The organism is Bradyrhizobium sp. USDA 4449 (genome assembly GCF_054056275.1).
Genome location: NZ_JBSRYD010000001.1, coordinates 891,693 through 909,822 on the forward strand (window position 1 = coordinate 891,693; position 18,130 = coordinate 909,822).

17 protein-coding genes are annotated in these 18,130 nt (G+C 64.6%); 1 reads left to right on the forward strand and 16 read right to left on the reverse strand.

From position 1 onward, the window contains the following. Positions 1-210: 210 nt before the first annotated feature. The 10 genes from serA to ACVIIW_RS04210 all read right to left on the reverse strand — a co-directional run bounded on the left by serA (position 211) and on the right by ACVIIW_RS04210 (position 9,981). On the reverse strand, positions 211-1,800 hold the full coding sequence (gene serA / locus ACVIIW_RS04165) for a phosphoglycerate dehydrogenase (RefSeq protein WP_092239881.1): 1,590 nt from the start codon (positions 1,798-1,800) through the stop codon (positions 211-213). Positions 1,801-1,969: 169 nt separating this feature from the next. After that, the gene (locus tag ACVIIW_RS04170; RefSeq protein ID WP_456699573.1) at positions 1,970-3,142 is read right to left on the reverse strand and encodes a phosphoserine transaminase; all 1,173 of its coding nucleotides are present in this window, start codon (positions 3,140-3,142) and stop codon (positions 1,970-1,972) included. Between the two features lie 79 nt (positions 3,143-3,221). Continuing rightward, the gene (locus ACVIIW_RS04175; RefSeq protein ID WP_456699574.1) at positions 3,222-3,428 is read right to left on the reverse strand and encodes a hypothetical protein; all 207 of its coding nucleotides are present in this window, start codon (positions 3,426-3,428) and stop codon (positions 3,222-3,224) included. A 159-nt stretch (positions 3,429-3,587) separates the two neighbouring features. Beyond that, on the reverse strand, positions 3,588-4,052 hold the full coding sequence (locus ACVIIW_RS04180; RefSeq protein WP_456699575.1) for an N-acetyltransferase family protein: 465 nt from the start codon (positions 4,050-4,052) through the stop codon (positions 3,588-3,590). Between the two features lie 30 nt (positions 4,053-4,082). Further along, on the reverse strand, positions 4,083-4,673 hold the full coding sequence (locus ACVIIW_RS04185; RefSeq protein WP_456699576.1) for a glutathione S-transferase family protein: 591 nt from the start codon (positions 4,671-4,673) through the stop codon (positions 4,083-4,085). 74 nt (positions 4,674-4,747) lie between these two features. After that, complete coding sequence (locus ACVIIW_RS04190; RefSeq protein WP_456699577.1) at positions 4,748-5,569, reverse strand: outer membrane protein; 822 nt, start codon at positions 5,567-5,569, stop codon at positions 4,748-4,750. Positions 5,570-5,738: 169 nt separating this feature from the next. Further along, a complete protein-coding gene (locus ACVIIW_RS04195; protein ID WP_456699578.1) occupies positions 5,739-6,605 on the reverse strand; it encodes an outer membrane protein in 867 nt (288 codons plus the stop codon). 228 nt (positions 6,606-6,833) lie between these two features. Next, positions 6,834-8,084, reverse strand: a complete 1,251-nt coding sequence (locus ACVIIW_RS04200; RefSeq protein ID WP_456699579.1) for an MFS transporter — start codon at positions 8,082-8,084, stop codon at positions 6,834-6,836. Between the two features lie 162 nt (positions 8,085-8,246). Continuing rightward, positions 8,247-9,590, reverse strand: coding sequence for a phosphoglucosamine mutase (gene glmM / locus ACVIIW_RS04205; protein WP_456699580.1), 1,344 nt, complete (start codon positions 9,588-9,590; stop codon positions 8,247-8,249). A gap of 223 nt (positions 9,591-9,813) precedes the next feature. After that, positions 9,814-9,981 carry a hypothetical protein gene (locus ACVIIW_RS04210; protein WP_456699581.1) on the reverse strand — a complete coding sequence of 56 codons (168 nt, stop codon included), beginning with the start codon at positions 9,979-9,981 and terminating at the stop codon, positions 9,814-9,816. Positions 9,982-10,084: 103 nt separating this feature from the next. Here ACVIIW_RS04210 and ACVIIW_RS04215 point away from each other — a divergent pair, with 103 nt between their 5' ends. Then, a complete protein-coding gene (locus ACVIIW_RS04215) occupies positions 10,085-11,227 on the forward strand; it encodes an alpha-hydroxy acid oxidase (protein ID WP_456705087.1) in 1,143 nt (380 codons plus the stop codon). Positions 11,228-11,340: 113 nt separating this feature from the next. On the opposite strand, the gene ACVIIW_RS04220 is transcribed toward ACVIIW_RS04215, so the two are convergent. The 6 genes from ACVIIW_RS04220 to ACVIIW_RS04245 all read right to left on the reverse strand — a co-directional run bounded on the left by ACVIIW_RS04220 (position 11,341) and on the right by ACVIIW_RS04245 (position 18,013). Continuing rightward, a complete protein-coding gene (locus ACVIIW_RS04220; protein ID WP_456699582.1) occupies positions 11,341-11,967 on the reverse strand; it encodes a hypothetical protein in 627 nt (208 codons plus the stop codon). Between the two features lie 57 nt (positions 11,968-12,024). Beyond that, positions 12,025-12,864, reverse strand: a complete 840-nt coding sequence (locus ACVIIW_RS04225; RefSeq protein ID WP_456699583.1) for a shikimate dehydrogenase — start codon at positions 12,862-12,864, stop codon at positions 12,025-12,027. A 68-nt stretch (positions 12,865-12,932) separates the two neighbouring features. Then, positions 12,933-14,675, reverse strand: coding sequence for a SulP family inorganic anion transporter (locus ACVIIW_RS04230; RefSeq protein ID WP_456699584.1), 1,743 nt, complete (start codon positions 14,673-14,675; stop codon positions 12,933-12,935). Between the two features lie 100 nt (positions 14,676-14,775). After that, positions 14,776-15,048, reverse strand: coding sequence for a helix-turn-helix domain-containing protein (locus ACVIIW_RS04235; protein WP_018647504.1), 273 nt, complete (start codon positions 15,046-15,048; stop codon positions 14,776-14,778). A gap of 247 nt (positions 15,049-15,295) precedes the next feature. Further along, positions 15,296-17,344 (reverse strand): elongation factor G, encoded by a 2,049-nt coding sequence (locus ACVIIW_RS04240; protein ID WP_456699585.1) that lies wholly within the window; start codon positions 17,342-17,344, stop codon positions 15,296-15,298. A 189-nt stretch (positions 17,345-17,533) separates the two neighbouring features. After that, a complete protein-coding gene (locus ACVIIW_RS04245) occupies positions 17,534-18,013 on the reverse strand; it encodes a DUF992 domain-containing protein (RefSeq protein WP_456699586.1) in 480 nt (159 codons plus the stop codon). Positions 18,014-18,130: the final 117 nt, after the last annotated feature.

Sequence of the window (18,130 nt, forward strand, 5' to 3'; positions counted from 1 at the left end):
TTGGTACACTGAGATCACCGCCTGCGGAAAACAAAAACGTCGCCTCCGGTCACAGAGGCGACGTTGTTCCGCGGGTCGGAATATCCATCTGTACGTCACTCCATCCATTCGTCATGCCGGGCTTGTCCCGGGTATCCACGTTGCTCGTGCCGCGCGGTAAGACGTGGATTGGCCGGGACGAGCCCGGCCATGACGACAGCGAGAGCAGGATCAGAACGTCAGCGCCTTGACCTGCTTGACCTGCGGCAGCGCCTGCACCTTGGCGAGCACGTCCGCCGGCACCGCGCCATCGACCTCGACCAGTGCGATGGCGTCGCCGCCCTGCTCGACGCGGCCGAGATGGAAGGTCGCGATGTTGATCCTGGCGTCGCCCAGCAGGCCGGCGAAGCTGCCGATGAACCCGGGCTTGTCTTCGTTGGTGACGTAGATCATCGACTTGCCGAACTCGGCGTCGACGCGGATGCCCTTGATGTCGACCAGGCGCGGCTTGCCGTCATGATAGACGGTGCCGGAGACCGAACGCTCCTGGCGTTCGGTTGCGACCGTCACGGTGATCAGGCTCTCATAATCGCTCTGGGCGGCGCGCACGATCTCGTCAACGACCATGCCGCGCTCCTTGGCGACAACAGGCGCGGACACCACGTTGACTTCGCCCAGCATCGGCCGCAGCAGACCCGACAGCACGGCCGAGGTGATCGCCTTGATCTTCATTTCGGCGACGTGGCCTTCATAGGTGATCTCGACCTTGAGGATGCCGCTTTCGGTCAGCTGGCCGGCGAACGAGCCGAGCTTCTCGGCGAGCGCGATGAAGGGCTTCAGCTTCGGCGCTTCTTCCGCCGTGATCGAGGGGAAGTTCACGGCGTTCGAGATCGCGCCGGTGAGCAGGTAGTCCGACATCTGCTCGGCGACCTGCAGCGCGACGTTCTCCTGCGCTTCCGTGGTGGAGGCGCCGAGGTGCGGCGTGCAGATCACGTTGGGATGGCCGAACAGCACGTTGGTGTTCGCGGGCTCCTCGACGAACACGTCGAAGGCGGCGCCCGCAATGTGCTTGGAATTGAGCGCATCGACCACGGCCTGCTCGTCGACGAGACCGCCGCGGGCGCAGTTGATCAGGCGCACGCCCTTCTTCATCTTGGCGATGGCGGCCGCATCGATGATATTTTTGGTCTTCTCGGTCAGCGGCGTGTGCAGCGTGATGAAGTCGGCGCGCTTCAGGAGGTCATCGAGCTCGACCTTCTCGACGCCGATATCCTTGGCGCGCTCCGGCGACAGGAACGGATCGAACGCGATCACCTTCATGCGCAGGCCGAGCGCGCGATCGGCGACGATCGAGCCGATATTGCCGCAACCGACCACGCCGAGCACCTTGCCGGTGATCTCGACGCCCATGAAGCGGTTCTTTTCCCACTTGCCGGCCTGGGTCGAGGCGTCGGCCTGCGGAATCTCGCGGGCGAGCGCCAGCATCAGGGTGATGGCGTGCTCGGCGGTCGTGATCGAATTGCCGAACGGCGTGTTCATCACGATGATGCCCTTGGCCGTGGCCGCGGGGATCTCGACGTTGTCGACGCCGATGCCGGCGCGGCCGATCACCTTGAGATTGGTCGCCTTCTCCAGGATCTTGGCAGTCGCCTTGGTCGCCGAGCGGATCGCGAGGCCATCGTAATTGCCGATGATCTCGGCGAGCTTGTCCTTGTCCTTGCCGAGGTTGGGCTGGAAATCGACCTCGACGCCGCGGTCCTTGAAGATCTGCACGGCAGCGGGGGAGAGCGCGTCGGAAATGAGAACTTTGGGTTTGGTCATGGAGATGTGTCCTTCACACCCTCCCCTGGAGGGGGAGGGTCGGCGCGAAGCGCCGGGGTGGGGTGAAGCCGCGGAAAGAAAATCGCCGGTGCGCCGCGTGGAGAGATCACCCCACCCCGCCGCACCTGGCGGGTGCGTCGACCCTCCCCCTCCGGGGGAGGGTCAGAACTTAGGCCGCCTTGGCGAGCATGGCCTTGGTCTCGGCGAAAGCCCAGTCGATCCACTGCGTCAGCAGCTCGACGTCCTTGGCCTCGACGGTGGCGCCGCACCAGATGCGCAGGCCGGCCGGCGCATCGCGATAATATGCGAAGTCGTAGCCGGCGCCTTCCTTCTCGACCAGCGCGACCAGCTTCTTGGAGAACTCCGCCTGCGCGTCGTCCGAGAGCGAGGTGATCGCGGGGTCGGTGAACTTCAGGCACACCGAGGTGTTGGATCGGATCGCGGCATCCTTGGCCAGGAAGTCGATCCAGGGCGTCTTCGCCTTCCAGTCGGCCAGCACCTTGGTGTTGGCGTCGGCACGCGCGATCAGCGCCTTGAGGCCACCGATCGACTTGGCCCAGTTCAGCGCGTCGAGATAATCCTCGACGCAGAGCATCGACGGCGTGTTGATGGTCTCGCCGACGAAGATGCCTTCGTTGATCTTGCCGCCCTTGGTCATGCGGAAGATCTTCGGCAACGGCCACGCCGGCTTGTAGGTCTCGAGGCGTTCCACCGCGCGGGGCGACAGGATCAGCATGCCGTGCGCGGCTTCGCCACCGAGCGCCTTCTGCCAGGAGAAGGTGACGACATCGAGTTTTGCAAAATCGAGCGGCTGCGCGAAGGCGGCAGACGTCGCGTCGCAGATCGTGAGACCTTCGCGGGTCGCGCTGATCCAGTCGGCGTTCGGAACGCGCACGCCTGAGGTGGTGCCGTTCCAGGTAAAGATGACGTCGCTCGCAGGGTCCACCTTGGAGAGATCAGGGATCTCGCCGTATCCAGCGTTGAGCTTGGTGACGTCCTTGAGCTTCAATTCCTTGACGATGTCGCTGACCCAGCCTTCGCCGAAGGATTCCCAGGCCAGCGTGGTGACGGGCCGCGCACCGAGCAGCGACCACAGCGCCATCTCGACCGCGCCGGTGTCGGACGCCGGCACGATGCCGATGCGGTAATCGGCGGGCACTTCAAGCACTTCGCGGGTCAGGTCGATCGCGAGCTTGAGCTTGGTCTTGCCGACCTTCGCGCGATGCGAACGGCCGAGCGCTGCGTCCTTGAGATTTTGGGCGTTCCAGCCGGGGCGCTTGGCGCAGGGGCCGGAGGAGAAATGCGGCACGTTCGGCCGCGAAGCGGGCTTCGCTACAGTCATCGTCTACCCTTCCAGATAGTAAGCCTCCCGTTGGGGGGAGGTGTCCCGCCGCGGCTGATACGGGAATCGGGAAGAGCAGTCAAGGAAGTTCCGGCGCTTCACCCTGGCGTGATGGCTCCGCCGGCACGACACCGGGGGACGCGACGGGCGCGAGCGCGTTCAGTAAGTCCGTGGCCTCGCTGATCAATTGCGCGGCGCGGCGGCGGCTGCCGACTTTCAAAATGCATTTGTCATCGGCCTGCACGACGTAATCGTTGCCGACCTTGACCATGGAATAGCTTGTCATCGAAATCCCCGAACCGACCCGAGCCCGGTGTGAGACGCTGCCGTAGCACCCTTCGTTCCCCAATCAACGTGAACGACGAACGGGTAGTTTATCAGCCCTTAAGATGAACGAACGCGCGATCGGATTTCGTTGATCGCGCAACGGCTGCCACGGGCTGCATCAAAACCGCACAGTCATGCCGGCGTGGCTCAACGCAAATCCAAGGCGCTTGTAGAAGCGCTGCGCATCCACGCGGCTCGAATGCGTCAGCAATTCGACCAGGTTGCAGCCGCGTGCTTTCGCTTCCGTCACGGCCCATTGCACCAATTGCTCGCCGATGCCGCGGCTGCGGCAATCGGTGGCAACGCGGACATCCTCGAGCAGACCGCGAATGCCGCCTTGCGAGCTGATGCCTGCGAGCACCGCGAGTTGCAGGCAGCCAACCACCCTGCCTTCGCTCTCCGCAACCACGAGCGTGAGATTGGCATCGCGCTCGACCCGCTCGAAGGCCTGGTAGTAGACGGCAGGCAGGGGATCCTCGACCCGCTCGCGGGCGCGGCCGAGATGATCGTCGGCGAGCATAGCCACGATCGCCGGAACATCCTCGCGGCGCGCGGGACGAATGAACACGGACTTGTCGCTCATGCGGAAAACTCCGGGCTAAACGCAAGGGGCTCAACGCGCCGGCGGCAGGCCAAGACAGGCCTCGGCTTCTGCAATCCAGCGCCGGATGGCGGCGTAACGGCCGAGATCGAAGCCACCTTCATGCGCCAGGCGCGTATAAGCGAGCAGCGAGACGTCGGCGAGCGAAACCGCATCACCGATGAAGAAGCGACTCGTTCCGAGATGCTGCTCCATGCGCTCGAGCGCCGCATGACCGCGCTTGACCTTGTCAGGGTCGAGCTGGGAAGCATCCTTGCCGAGATACACCAGTTGGAAGCGGCACACCGCGACATAGGGTTCGTGGCTGTACTGCTCCCAGAACAGCCACTCGTCCATTTTGGCAGCGACAAAGGCGTCGCGCGGAACAAGCGCGCTGTCGCGGGCGAGATAGCGGATGATGGCGTTGGACTGCGCCAGCGTGCGGCCGTCGTCGAAAGCCACGGTCGGCACCTGGCCGGCGCCGTTCATCTTCAGGAACTGCGGCGTGCGCGTCTCGCCCTTGCGGGTGTCGATCTCGATCCAGCGATAGGGCAATGCGAGATGATCGCACACCCACTTCACCTTCAGGCAATTGCCCGAATTGCTGTCGCCGTAAATCCGCATCGCGCCGCCCCATGCCGGGCGACAGAGCATCAGGACGTAACCGGCCTGTCAACCGCGACGCGGGGAAGCCGCGCCTAGAACTTGTAGCCGAGGCCGGCACGAACGGTGTTGATGCTGGTGTCGACCTGGGAGGTGAAGCGAATGTATTCCCACTCCGCCCGCATGAAGAGACCGCCAACCAGGTTGACGTCCATGCCGAGACCGGCCGTGTAGCCGTAGATCAGGTGGTTATGCTGGGTATCGTTCGCCGACAGCGGCTGCAGCGGCGTAAAAAAAACTCCGTCGGTGCTGACCGCATCGGTGACGCGAACCGACCGCGAGATGTCGGCCTTGCCGAGGGCGAGCCCGCCGAATACGTAGGGCAGGAAACAGCCCCAGGAATAAGCCGCGCGTCCACGGAACGTCGCCATGTCCGAGATCGCGATCGCCGCCGAGGACGTTACCGCAACGTCGTGAAAGGAGCCGTCGGAAAGCTTGCTTCCGCTGACGAGCTCCTTGAACGCATTGGATGAGCCGCCAAAAGAGCCGTGCAGATAGCTCATTTCGAGACCGTAGACGACGTCTTCCCACTGCTCGTTATACCCGAAGAAGGCACCATAGCCGCTGGCGCGGCTCGATTGCTTGCCGAGCCCGAGATTCCATTGCGAGACCTGCATCTGCTCGATCACGTTATGGTCGAGCAAGGCGGCAAGCATGTTGGCGTTCGTGCCACTGAAGCTTTCGTCCGAGGCTCCATAGCCGCCCTGGGCACCGGCATAGAAGCCCTGCCAGATGACGTTGGAGTTGCTCAGTCCGTCGGTCAGCGCGCCGCGCAGGACGGGGAGATCCGGCATATCGGCCGCGTGTGCGACGGATACCGATCCCAACATCGCCGCTGCCAACAAAAGCCTACGCATTGCAACGCTCCATTGAACTCGAACTCTTGCCCGTGATCATGGCCCGTTAACCTTAACCAATGGTTGCGCCTGAGGCTTTCGTCGCCGCCAGGCCATGAAAAATGCGCAAAGCAAAACGGCGCGGGATGATCCCGCGCCGTTAAGACAGATTAACCGATGAGGCTTGCGATCAGCCCTTGGTGACGAGCGGCGGCGGCGCGTAGACCGGCGGGCTGTCGAGCTGCCAACGTACGCCGAGCTTCACGTCATGCGAGGTGACGTCCTTGACGGTGAACGGACTTCCGTTCACGACCGTGACACCGTCGAAGGAATTCGTCGGGCCAGTTTTGAAATCGCCGAGGTCCATGTACCGATAGGCGAGTTCGATGGTGACGTTCCGCGTGACCTGATAGCCAAGACCGGCATGCAAGGCCCAGGCGAAATTCCATTTTGATGAGTCGGCAGCGTAAGTCGTCGACGGCGACGTTCCCAACCCGGTGCGCAGGGAAACACCGTCGTCGCGGAAGCCGCTGATGCTGTTGCGCGACATGCCGACGCCGGCACCGATAAACGGGGTCACGCACCACCACGTCCCAAGATCGACGTAGGCATTTGCCATGACGACCCACTCGGATTTGCTGGCTGTGTAGTTGTCCGCGACACCGAAACCGGCAAACGCTGCGTTCAAAGGAAGGTTTTGCGAGCCGTGAAAGTTGGCTTTGCCGCGATATTCGCCGGTGACGTCACCGCGGAACCAGTTGTTGAATTTATAGCCGACGCCGAGGCCGAACATCGTCGAGCTGTCCCACCCGAATCCGTGATCCTGTAGCGCGCCGGGAAAGCTAGCGTTGACCGAATCGATGCTCGCGCTGTGCAGGCTCTTTGAACTCTGGTTCGTCATGCCGATGTCGCCACGCAGATACCAGCCGCCGAAGTCGGCGGGCGGGGGCGGCGCGTACATGGGGGGCGGAGCCGCGATCGGCATATCGGCGGCGAATGCCATCGACGAGATCAGTGATGCCGCACCCGCGGCAAGGAGAGACTTAACGCTACGCATTGGCTTCGTCCTTATGGCCGGTGAGGCTCAATACGAGCGCCTCACGTTCTGGAAACTCACGGGCCGGACGATGGCACCAAACTCTTAAGCGCCACTTAACCCTAATTTTTAAGGTTGATTTTTTCTCTACCTGCACGCGGATGCCGCGCAAGCGTTGCAAAAATGCGGCGCTTGCACGCCGCAATTGCTAACGATTGGTGAAGCCGCGTGGCGGCAAGGGAGGAACTGTTAACGCGCGTGCCGTGGCAGTTTTGGCAGGAACACGGCAAGCAGGCCGATCGCCGGCAGGTAGGCGCAGACCTGATAGACGAACTCGATCGACGTATGGTCGGCGACCTTGCCGAGCACGGCCGCCCCCAGGCCGCCGATGCCGAACGCGACGCCGAAGAACACGCCGGAGATCATGCCGAAGCGATGCGGCACCAGTTCCTGCGCGAACACGATGATCGACGACGTCGTCGAGGAGATGATGAGGCCGATGATCACCGACAGCACTGCGCTTGCATAGAGCCCGGCATGGGGCAGCGCCAGGGTGAACGGCAGCGCGCCGAGAATCGAGATCCAGATCACGATCTTGCGGCCGAAGCGATCGCCGAGCGGTCCGCCCAGGAACGCGCCGACCGCGTTGGCCGCCAGGAAAATGAAGAGGTAGATCTGCGCCGCCTGCGTCGACACGCCGAAGCGGTCGATCAGATAGAAGATGTAGTAGCTCGACAGGCTCGAGACGTAGAGCTGTTTCGAGAACAGCAGCGCCACCAGCACGAGAAGCGCAACAGCGACGCGGCGCGAGCTCGGGGCATCGGGATGGGCCTGAACCGCCGCCGTCTTCCTGGCCTTGATCTGCGGTTCGTACCAGCGGCCGATGCGCCAGAGGATGATGATGGCAAGGCCCGCGATCGAAGAGAACCAGGCGATGCTGCCTTGACCGAACGGCACGACGATGAGGGCTGCGAGCACCGGCCCCATCGAGGTACCGAAACTGCCGCCGAGCTGGAACACCGATTGCGCGAAGCCGTAACGCCCCCCGGAGGCAAGCCGTGCGATACGGGCGGATTCGGGATGGAACACCGCGGAGCCGAGACCGACCAGCGCAGCCGCGATCAGGATGATGAGATATTGGTGCGCGGCGCTGAGCAGCAGCAGGCCGAAGAAGGTCGAGGCCATCCCGATCGACAGCGAGTAAGGCTGCGCCTTCTTGTCGGTGTAGTGGCCGACCACCGGCTGCAGCAGCGACGCCGTGAACTGGAACGCCAGCGTGATCATGCCGATCTGCGCGAAGTCGAGCGCGTAGGTGTCCTTCAGGATCGGATACACCGAGGCGATCAGCGACTGCATGGTATCGTTGAGGAAGTGCGAGAAGCTGATGCCGGCGAGCACGACATAGGCCGGCCCCGCGGCCGCCTTGGCGGCAGGCGCGACGTCGCTGACGACGACGGGCTCGGTGAGCGTTTCCTCTGAGACGACGACAGGCTTGTTCAATGCAGCATCCCGGCGCGGCAGATTGCCGCGACCTCACAGGTACGATGCTGGCGGCAGCCGATCCACCGCCAATCGGAAATGGCTGGGATGCGCGATGGAGCTCCGGCGTTCACCTCTCCCCGCTGGAGAGAGGTGAAGAGCGTACGCGGAAACCGGTGTGCCTCAAGCCGCAGCCTGCCCCAGCGCGGAGACGATGGTGTCGACGACGTCCTCGACCAGGATGCGGTCCTCGCCCTCGCCCATGACGCGGATCACGGGCTCGGTGCCCGACGAGCGGATCAACAGACGGCCATGGCCGTTGAGCCGCTTCTCGCCGTCCGAGATCGCCGACTTGACGTCGGAATCATCGAGCGGCTTGCCGCCCTTGTGACGGACGTTCTTGAGGATCTGCGGCAGCGGATCGAAGCGATGGCAGACCTCCGACACCGGCCGGCGCAGCTTCTGCACGACCGCGAGCACCTGAAGCGCGGCAACGAAGCCGTCGCCTGTCGTGGCGTAGTCGGACAGGATGATGTGGCCGGACTGCTCGCCGCCGAGATTGTAGCCGCCGTTCAGCATCTGCTCGAGCACGTAGCGGTCGCCGACCGGCGTGCGCACGAGATCGAGACCCTGCCCTTTCAGGAAGCGCTCGAGGCCGAGATTGGACATCACGGTGGCTACGATGCCCGGACGCGAGAGGCGGCCGTCTTCCTTCCAGCTCTGCGCGATCACGGCCAGCAGCTGGTCGCCGTCGACGACATGGCCGCGCTCGTCGACCAGGATGACGCGGTCGGCGTCACCGTCGAGCGCGATGCCGATGTCGGCGCGCATCTCGCGCACCTTCTTCGACAGCGCTTCCGGCGAGGTCGAGCCGCAATCCTTGTTGATGTTGAAGCCGTCGGGCTCGACGCCGATCGGCACGACGTCGGCGCCCAATTCCCACAGGGCTTCCGGCACCACCCTGTAGGCAGCGCCGTTCGCGCAATCGACCACGACGCGCAGGCCGTCGAGCGAGAGATCGCGCGGCAGCGTGCGCTTGGCGAATTCGATGTAACGATCATGGACGCCGTCGATACGGCGGGCGCGGCCCAGGCTCGCACTTTGCGCGAGCCGCTTCTCGATCGGCTCGTCGAGCAGCTGCTCGATCTGCTTCTCGACATCGTCCGAGAGCTTGAAGCCCTGGGGGCCGAACAGCTTGATGCCGTTATCCTCGAACAGATTGTGCGAGGCCGAAATCATGACGCCGAGATCGGCGCGCATCGACTTGGTCAGCATCGCCACCGCCGGCGTCGGCATCGGGCCGACCAGCAGCACGTCCATGCCGACCGAGGTGAAGCCCGCGACCATCGCGTATTCGATCATGTAACCGGACAAACGGGTGTCCTTGCCGATCACGACCCGGTGGCGGTGATCACCGCGCTGAAACGCAAGGCCCGCGGCCTGGCCGACCTTGAGCGCGAGCTCCGGCGTGATCAGTCCGTTGGCGCGGCCCCTGATACCGTCCGTCCCGAAATATTTGCGGCTCATATCGTCCCCCACGCAACAACCAGGGATCCCCAAGACAAGCTGCGACTGCCCTGGCGGGCCCCGCATCCCTGATTTGCTGGGCGTGTTATAGAGCCATCGGGGCTAATTTGGTTTCAAAAAATGTGATTAATCATTACGGGGCCAGGAGCCGCCATCGCCCCTGTAACCCATTGTTAACACTATTTATCCTTCTGGAACCCTGGAACGAGAGGGAACCTGCCTCCTAGTCCGTCCGCTTTACATGACCATCCGCGCGGCTCGGCGCCGGCTGGGTCACGTTGACGGGATCGGAGCCCGGAAAGGTCTCTTCCAGACCCTCCTCCAGCGCATCCTCGAGGTCCTGCTTTTCCTTGATCTCTTCCGGTGAAGGTCCGGCGTGCGGCTTGGTCATGACGCCCTCTCGCAAACGATTTGGCTGTGCATCCAACCATGCTAGATGACCCCTCGATCTTCCGATGCAAGACACCTGGGACAAGACGGGCTGGGGAACGTTCATGAAGCACATCACCTGTATCGACGATCTTCGCGCGCTGCATAAACGCCGCGTGCCGAAGGCGTTCTTCGACTATTGCGACCGCGGCTCCTATTCCGAGGAAACGCTGCGCGCCAACCGCGAGGACCTGCAGGCGATCAAGTTCCGCCAGCGCATCCTGGTCGACGTCTCCAAGCGCGACACCTCGACCACGATCCTCGGCGAGCCCTCGACGATGCCGCTGATCCTGGCGCCGGTCGGCCTGCTCGGCATGCAGCATGGCGATGGCGAGATTCACGCCTGCCGCGCGGCGCAGGCCGCCGGCATCCCGTTCACCCAATCGACGATGTCGATCTGCTCGATCGAGGATATCGCCGCCGCCGTCGACAAGCCGTTCTGGTTCCAGCTCTACGTGATGAAGGACCGCGGCTTCATCAAGGATCTGGTCCAGCGCGCGATCGCGGCGAAGTGCAGCGCACTGGTGCTGACGGTCGACTTGCAGGTGATCGGCCAGCGCCACGCCGACATCAAGAACGGCATGACCATTCCCCCGGAATGGTCGCTGTCGAAGTTCTTCGATTTCGCGACCAAACCGGCCTGGGTCTCCGGTGTGCTGCAGGGCAAGCGCCGCACCTTCGGCAATATCGCGGGCCATGTGAAGAACACCGAGGACCTCAACCGGCTCGCCGAATGGACCGCCTCTCAGTTCGACACCTCCTTGAACTGGAAGGACGTCGAGTGGATCCGGAGCATCTGGCCGGGCAAGCTCATCATCAAGGGCATTTTGGACGTCGAGGACGCCGAGGAAGCGGCCAAGACCGGCGCCCAGGCGCTGGTGGTCTCGAACCATGGCGGCCGCCAGCTCGACGGTGCGCCGTCCTCGATCGAGGTGCTGCCGGAGATCGTCGACACCGTCGGTGAGAAGATGGAGATCATGTTCGACGGCGGCATCCGTTCCGGCCAGGACGTGATGCGCGCGCTCGCGCTCGGCGCAAAGTCCTGCATGATCGGCCGCGCCTATGCCTATGGCCTGGGTGCCGGCGGCCAGGCCGGCGTGGCGAAGGCGATCGACATCATCCAGAAAGAGCTGCTGACCACGATGGGCCTTTGCGGCGTCAACAGGATCGACGAGATCGACGAGCACATCATCGCGGAGGCACCGTAACGTGTCGGAGGGTGCGCAAGGCGTCAGCGCGCCCCCCCGCCCCCTCGGGACTTGCGGCGATCAGACGCGGCAACCCCGCCCGACCGCCGCTATTTTAGTCCGGCATACGTCGATCACATCGGCGGGGTCAGGCCGTCACGGCCGACGCTGACGCGGTTGGTCTCGAACGAGCCATCGGGCAACTGCTTCATGAAGGCGATGATCTTGGTGCCGGCCTTCAGCTCGGACTTGTCGCCAGGCACGAAGGTCACGACCGGCGTCATATCGGAAACGAACACCTTCTTCTCGCCGTCCTTGTACTTCACCAGCAGCGTATGGCCGTCATTGCCGACCACGCTCTCCGACACCGTGGCATTGGTCATGCTCGAGTTCGGCTTGAGATCGTAGGGCCGCGAGCCCTCGCCGGTGCCGCGCATGCTCTCCGGAAACACGTGAACCTCGAGGGCGTTGTTGCCGCCGCCAGGCCCCGGCACGGTGGTGGCGCCGACGAAAGAGCCGACCTTGATGTCGGCGAGCGAAATCTTGGCGACGCCGGCGATGCGCGCGTCGGAAGCGATACGCAGCTTGACGTCCTCGCCGGAGCGCGACTTGACCTGCATCGTGTCGCCATCGACGCTCTCGATCGTGCCGCGCACGCGGGTCGGCACCGGCGCCTTTTGCGCGACGGCGGCAAGGGTGGAAGCAGCCACCATCGCAACAGCGATGAGCGGGCGTGTGAAACTGGCACGTTGGATCGTCATTGATGTCTCCGGATAGTCCCCACGGAGGTAGAACGCCGGAGACGGCGCACTATTCGCTCAAGTCTTTGTGAGATCGGCCTCGACCAGCGCGCGCAACTCGGCTGTCACCAGTGGCCGCTGGCCGAACCACAGTTCGAAGCCGCGCACGGCCTGGTGCAGGAGCATGCCGAGCCCGTCGGCGGTCCTCAACCCGCGGGCGCCGGCGGCCGCGAGCAGCGGCGTCACCAGGGGGACGTAGACGAGGTCGGCGACCACGGCGTCAGACGGCAGGCGGGCCACATCGACCTCGAGCGCGCCCTGGCCGTGCATGCCAAGCGAGGTCGTGTTCACGAGAAGTTTTGCGCGCGCCAGGACCTCGTTGATCCCGTCCCACGACAGCGGAAGCACCTTCGGCCCGAACTGCGCGGCCAGCGCCTCGGCCCGCGCCGGCGTGCGGTTGGCGAGATGAACGCGCGTGAAGCCACGTTCGAGCAAGCCGAACACGACCGCGCGCGAGGCGCCGCCGGCTCCCAGCACCAGTGCCTCGTCGGCCTCGTCCCAAAGGCGCGCGCTGGCGTCGAGATTGCCGAGAAAGCCCTCGACGTCAGTGTTCGTGGAACGCAGCTCACCATCGGCAAACCACAATGTGTTGGCCGCGCCCACGGCCCTGGCACGCCCGTCCGGGCTCGACAGCGCCATCACGCCTTCCTTGTGCGGGATGGTGACATTGGCGCCGACGAAGCCGCGCAACGACAGCCGCAGGACGAAATCCCTGAGGCCCTCGGGCGGAACAGCCTCGATGACGTAGCCGCCTTCGATGCCGAGCGTACGCAGCCAGTAACGATGGATCAGCGGCGAGCGCGAATGCGCGGCCGGCCATCCGATCAAGCAGGCCGCTGGAGCCTTGGTCACGTTCATCCTTTGCCTCGGGTCATGTTCGAGCGCGATCCATTTCGCGTCCGGCCGGCCCTGTCAAGCAGGCGGGGCTATGCCGTGGCTTCGGTCGCGCCCGAGGCTGCCTTGATATCCGCGACCGCGCGCTCGATGGTCTGACGATAACGCGCGCGTCGCGGGCTCACTCCGTGCGTCAGCAATGCGCGGCGGACCGTGGGCGAAGCCCCCGTGATGAACAGCCGGATGCCCTGGCGCTGGGCCTTGGCTGCGACGCGCCCCAACACATTCGCCGCGGTGGAGTCCAGGAACGGCACCGCCGCGAAATCGACGACGAGCGCCTTGCGCCTGTCCGCGACGCCCTCGAGCACGCCTCCGATGGCCGAAGCCGCGCCGAAGAAGAACGCGCCGGTGATGCGGTAGACCAGCACGTCGGGGTCGACCGCGAGTGCGGAATCGTAAGGCACGCGCTCGCCATTGCCATCGTCGGGGCGGTCGGCCACCACCAGCGGCGACCGCTGCTCGATGCCGGTCATCTCTGCCATGCGATGGATGAACAGCACCGCACCCAGCGCGAAGCCGACCAGAATGCCTTCGGTCAGGTCGCGGAAGATGGTCAGCAGGAAGGTTGCGAGCAGCACGATTGCATCGCCCCGGGAGGAACGCAGCAGCGTCGCGAATTCGTGCTTCTCCGCCATGGTCCAGGACACCACGACGAGAACGGCGGCGAGCGCGGCCAGCGGGATATAGCTCGCAAGCGGTGCTGCGATCAGCATGAACAGCAGCAGAAAGAGCGAGTGCAGCATGCCCGCGAGCGGGCCGCGAGCGCCGGCGCGGATATTGGTCGCGGTGCGCGCGATCAGCCCGGTGACGCAGATGCCGCCGAACAGCGCGGCGCCGATATTGGCGGCACCTTGCGCCACCAGCTCGCAATTGGAGCGATGGCGGCGGCCCGTCATGCCGTCGGCCACCACCGCCGACAACAGCGATTCGATGGCCGCGAGCAGCGCGAACGAGATCGCATCCGGCAGCACCGCCGCCGCCTTCGCGAGTGAGAACGCCGGCAGCGCCGGTGACGGCAATTCGCGGGGAATGCCGCCGAAGCGGCTACCGATGGTTTCGATCGGCAGCGACAGCACAGCCGACGCGACCGCCGCGAGCACGACCGCGATCAGAATTCCGGGCCAGGACGGCCGCCAGTGCCGCAGGCCGGCGATGACAGCGATGCTGACGACAGCGACGCCGAGCGCAGATGGATTGACGGTGTGCAGACCACCCGCGAGCGCGACGAGCTTTGGCACGAACTCGCTGGGTTCTTTTCCGGCGAGCGTGATGCCAGCGAGATCGCGCAGCTGGCTCGCAAAGATGATGATGGCGATGCCGGCCGTGAAGCCGATGGTCACCGGATAGGGAATGAACTTGATGTAGGTCCCGATGCGCAACAGGCCCGCGGCGATCAGGACCATGCCGGCCATCAGGGTGGCGAGGATGACGCCGTCGACGCCGTGGCGCTCCGCTGTCACCGCGACCAGCACGATGAAGGCGCCCGCGGGCCCGCCGATCTGAAACCGGCTGCCGCCGAGCAGCGACACGATGAAGCCGCCGACAACGGCCGTATAAAGGCCGCGATCCGGCGTCACGCCCGATGCGATCGCGATGGCCATCGACAGCGGCAGCGCGACGATGGCGACGGTCAGCCCTGCGAACACGTCGGCGCGGAAATCCGCGAAGCCATAGCCTTCGCGCCAGACGGTGACGAGTTTCGGCAGATAGAGTTCGGCGAAAGTCGGCCGACGCAACTGACGCAGTTCGCCTGCGTGATCGCTCGTGATGCTCATGTCGGCAAAGTGCTCCGCTGGCCCCACAATGCTTCGGCGCATCGTGCAGCGCGCGCGACGATGCGTTAGTCCATCTTGATCGCGGGCACGATCATCGCGATCATGCCCCCACGCGACGCGGCGGCCCCGGCTCCTTCAGGCGAACGCCGCGTCCGCCGCTGTCGCTGCGGGCCTGTTCGCCGATCAACTCGACGCCGGCCCGGTCGAACGCCTCGACGACCCTCATCAGGGTCTCGACCACGCCGCGCACATTGCCGGTCGAGGCCTCCATCCGCTGGATTGTCGGCAACGACACGCCGGCAAGCTCGGCCAGGGTTTTCTGATCAATGCCGAGCAGCGCACGGGCCGCCCGCATCTGGAATGACGTGATCACCTTAGCCTCACGTACCAGCTACTATAAGTGATATTTTACGCGTATACAATGATGTAAAATACATCATGTTGAAGGCGAATGCAAGCCTCTCCGTCATTGCGAGCGAAGCAATCCAGGAATCCCTCCGCGGAAAGACCCTGGATTGCTTCGCTTCACTGGCAATGACGGGTGGTCAGATCATCGCTCCCCGCTCTCCCTCTCCCGTGAAACAGAGAGAGAGAGAGAGAGAGAGAGGGCTCCTGACCAATCACGCCGCGTGCTGATGCGCGGCGATGATCTGGTCGGCGGCACGGCCGGTCACCTCGGCCATGTGGTCGAACTGACGGGTGAAGCTGCCGGCGCCTGCCGTGGCCGAACGCAGCTCGACGATGAGCTCGCCGATCTCGGCTTCCGGCATCATGGCACGGACGCTATCCCAGCCACTCCAGCCGTCGCGGGTGTCGAAACCGAGGATCTGGCCGCGCCGCGCCGACAGGATCGCATTGATCTTGGCGGTGGCATCGGTCGGACAGACGATCTCGACGACGTGGATCGGCTCCAGCAATACCGACTGGCATTGCGGCAGGCCTTCGTTGAGCCCGATCCGCGCCGCCGTGCGGAAGGCGAGATCGGAGGAATCGACGCTGTGATAGGAGCCGTCGGTCAGCGTCACCTGCACATCGGTCACGGGGAAACCGAGCGGGCCGCGCGCGAGCCCGTCGACCACACCCTCTTCCACCGCACCGATATAATTGCGTGGCACCGCGCCGCCGACGACCGTCTCGGCGAACTTGAAGCCCTCGCCGCGCGGCAGCGGCTTGATCTCGAGCACGACGTCGCCGAACTGACCATGACCGCCGGACTGCTTCTTGTGGCGGCCGCGCTGGGTGATCGACTTGCGGATGGTCTCCTGGTACCCGATCGCGGGCGGATGCGAGGAGATCTTGACGCCGAAGCGATCGCGCAACCGCTCGCTGGCGACGCGCAAGTGCATCTCGCCCTGCCCCCACAGCACGGTGTCGTGAGTCTGGGCATTCTGCACGACGATGAGCGAGGGATCCTCTTCGTGCAGCCGCATCAACGACTGACCGAGCTTGACGTCGTCCTTGCGGTCGGTGGCCGCAACCGACATGGCGAGCACCGGTGGCGTCGGCTCCGACGCCGTGAGTGCAGCCGGCGCGGTCTTGCCGCTCGACACGGTGTCGCCCGTCTTGACGGGATCGAGCTTGGCCAGCGCCACGGTGTCACCGGCTTCGGCCGAGGTCCGCTTGCTGTCGTAAGCGCCGCTCACCGCGAGGATGCCGGAGATACGGCTCGTTGCTCCGGAGGAGGATTGCAGCGTGGCACCGTCGTCGAGATGGCCGGAGAGCAGCCGCGTCAGCGACAGCTTTCCTCCGTGCTGCGAGTGCAGCGTCTTGAACACGAAGCCGAGCGCGTCCTTGGTCTCGGGCGCGCCGAGACGTTTTGCGGTCTCCGCGATTCCCGGCGCCTCGTGGCGCAGCGCCTTCATCAGGCGCAGAACGCCGTTTTCGCGCGCGGCGGCACCGAGCAGCACGGGACAGATCAGCCCTTCGCGCAATTCGCGGGCAAGATCGTCGAACACCGCATCACGCGGCGGCTGGATGTCCTCGAGCAGTTGCTCCATCAGCGCATCGTCGTGATCGGCGAGCTTCTCCAGCATCGAGAAGCGCGCTTCCTTCTCCCGATCGAGATTGCCTCCGTCGAGCGCGACCACTTCGGAGGCCCTGTGCTCGCGATAAATGAACGCACGTTCCAGTGCGAGATCGACAAAGCCTTCGATCAGCTCGTTTTTCCAGATCGGGATCTGGCGCAGCACCAGCGGCACGCGCGAAGCGGGCTGGAGCATCGCGAGCGTCTCACGGATGCGCTCGTTGGCGCGGTCGATCTTGTTCAGGAACAGGAAACGCGGAATCTTCAGCTCCTCCAGCTCGCGCAGGATGATCTGCAGCTGCGGCAGCTTCTTCTCGTCGGCCTCGCAGACCACGATGGCGGCGTCGACCGCGGGCAAAGCGGCGCGCATGTCGTGGGCGAACTCAACGGACCCGGGACAATCCAGGAAAGTGTAGCTGTCGCCCATGAAGCTCGTGCTGGCGGCAGTGAGCCCGACGGTCATCTTGTGCTGACGCGCCTCGGGCGTGGCGTCGCCGACGGACGTTCCGGCATCGACACTGCCGGCGCGGGGGATTGCGCCCGTACGCGCCAGGATCGCTTCGAGAAGTGTGGTTTTACCTGCTTGGAAAGGGCCCACCAGCGCAATGCACCGTGGACCTCGGGGACTTCTGACGTCTTGTCCCATTCGCCGCCTCCTTGGTGTGGAGCTCGGCCCATGATTGGGTCGGCAAGCGCAGATGCTCTGCCCCTCCCCGAGATTTGGCAAGCATCAAACGTCGCTGCGGTGCGTCGTCAGTTCGATTAGGTCGTGACTGTTGGCGTTCCCCCTTTCCCCAGTTGGGAGACGTGAAAGCGGCACCGCCATTGACGCGTCTCAGCGACCCGGACGCAGTTCCAGGCTTTCGAGTCCGGCCGCGACGTTGAGGCCGACCTGGCCCTGCACGCTGAGCGGCTGGAGCGCGATCGAATTGTTGGAGCCGCCGACCAACACGTTTCCACCGAGGCCGACCCCGACCGAGGCGCTGCCCTGCGCGCCCGCGTAATTGCCGGAGAGATCGCCGGGGCCGAGCCGGTTGACCGGCGCGAACACGCCCCAGGCCAGCGTGGTTTCCTGGGTGATGCCGATGTCGAGGCCCACTTTGCGGATCGTCGCGACATAGCGGTCTTCAGGCAGGCCGTCGGCGCGCAGCACGCAGCCGAGATTGGTCACCGATCCCACCACGAAGCCGATGCTGGCACCGCCGCGGCATTCGAGCACGCCGACCTGCACCAAGCGCGACTGAGCGCTGGCGCTCGCGATGGAGGCAACGAGGCTCGCGGCAGCGAGCCCGGCGAGGAGGAATGAGCGGCGCATGAATGTCTCCGGCGATGAATGTGATGCAGGCAAAGAGGCACGGCAGGCGGCCGCACCGGCGTTCTATGCCACAAGTGGCGTGAGCGTGCCAGATCGCTCGAATGTGAAGGAAAAAGG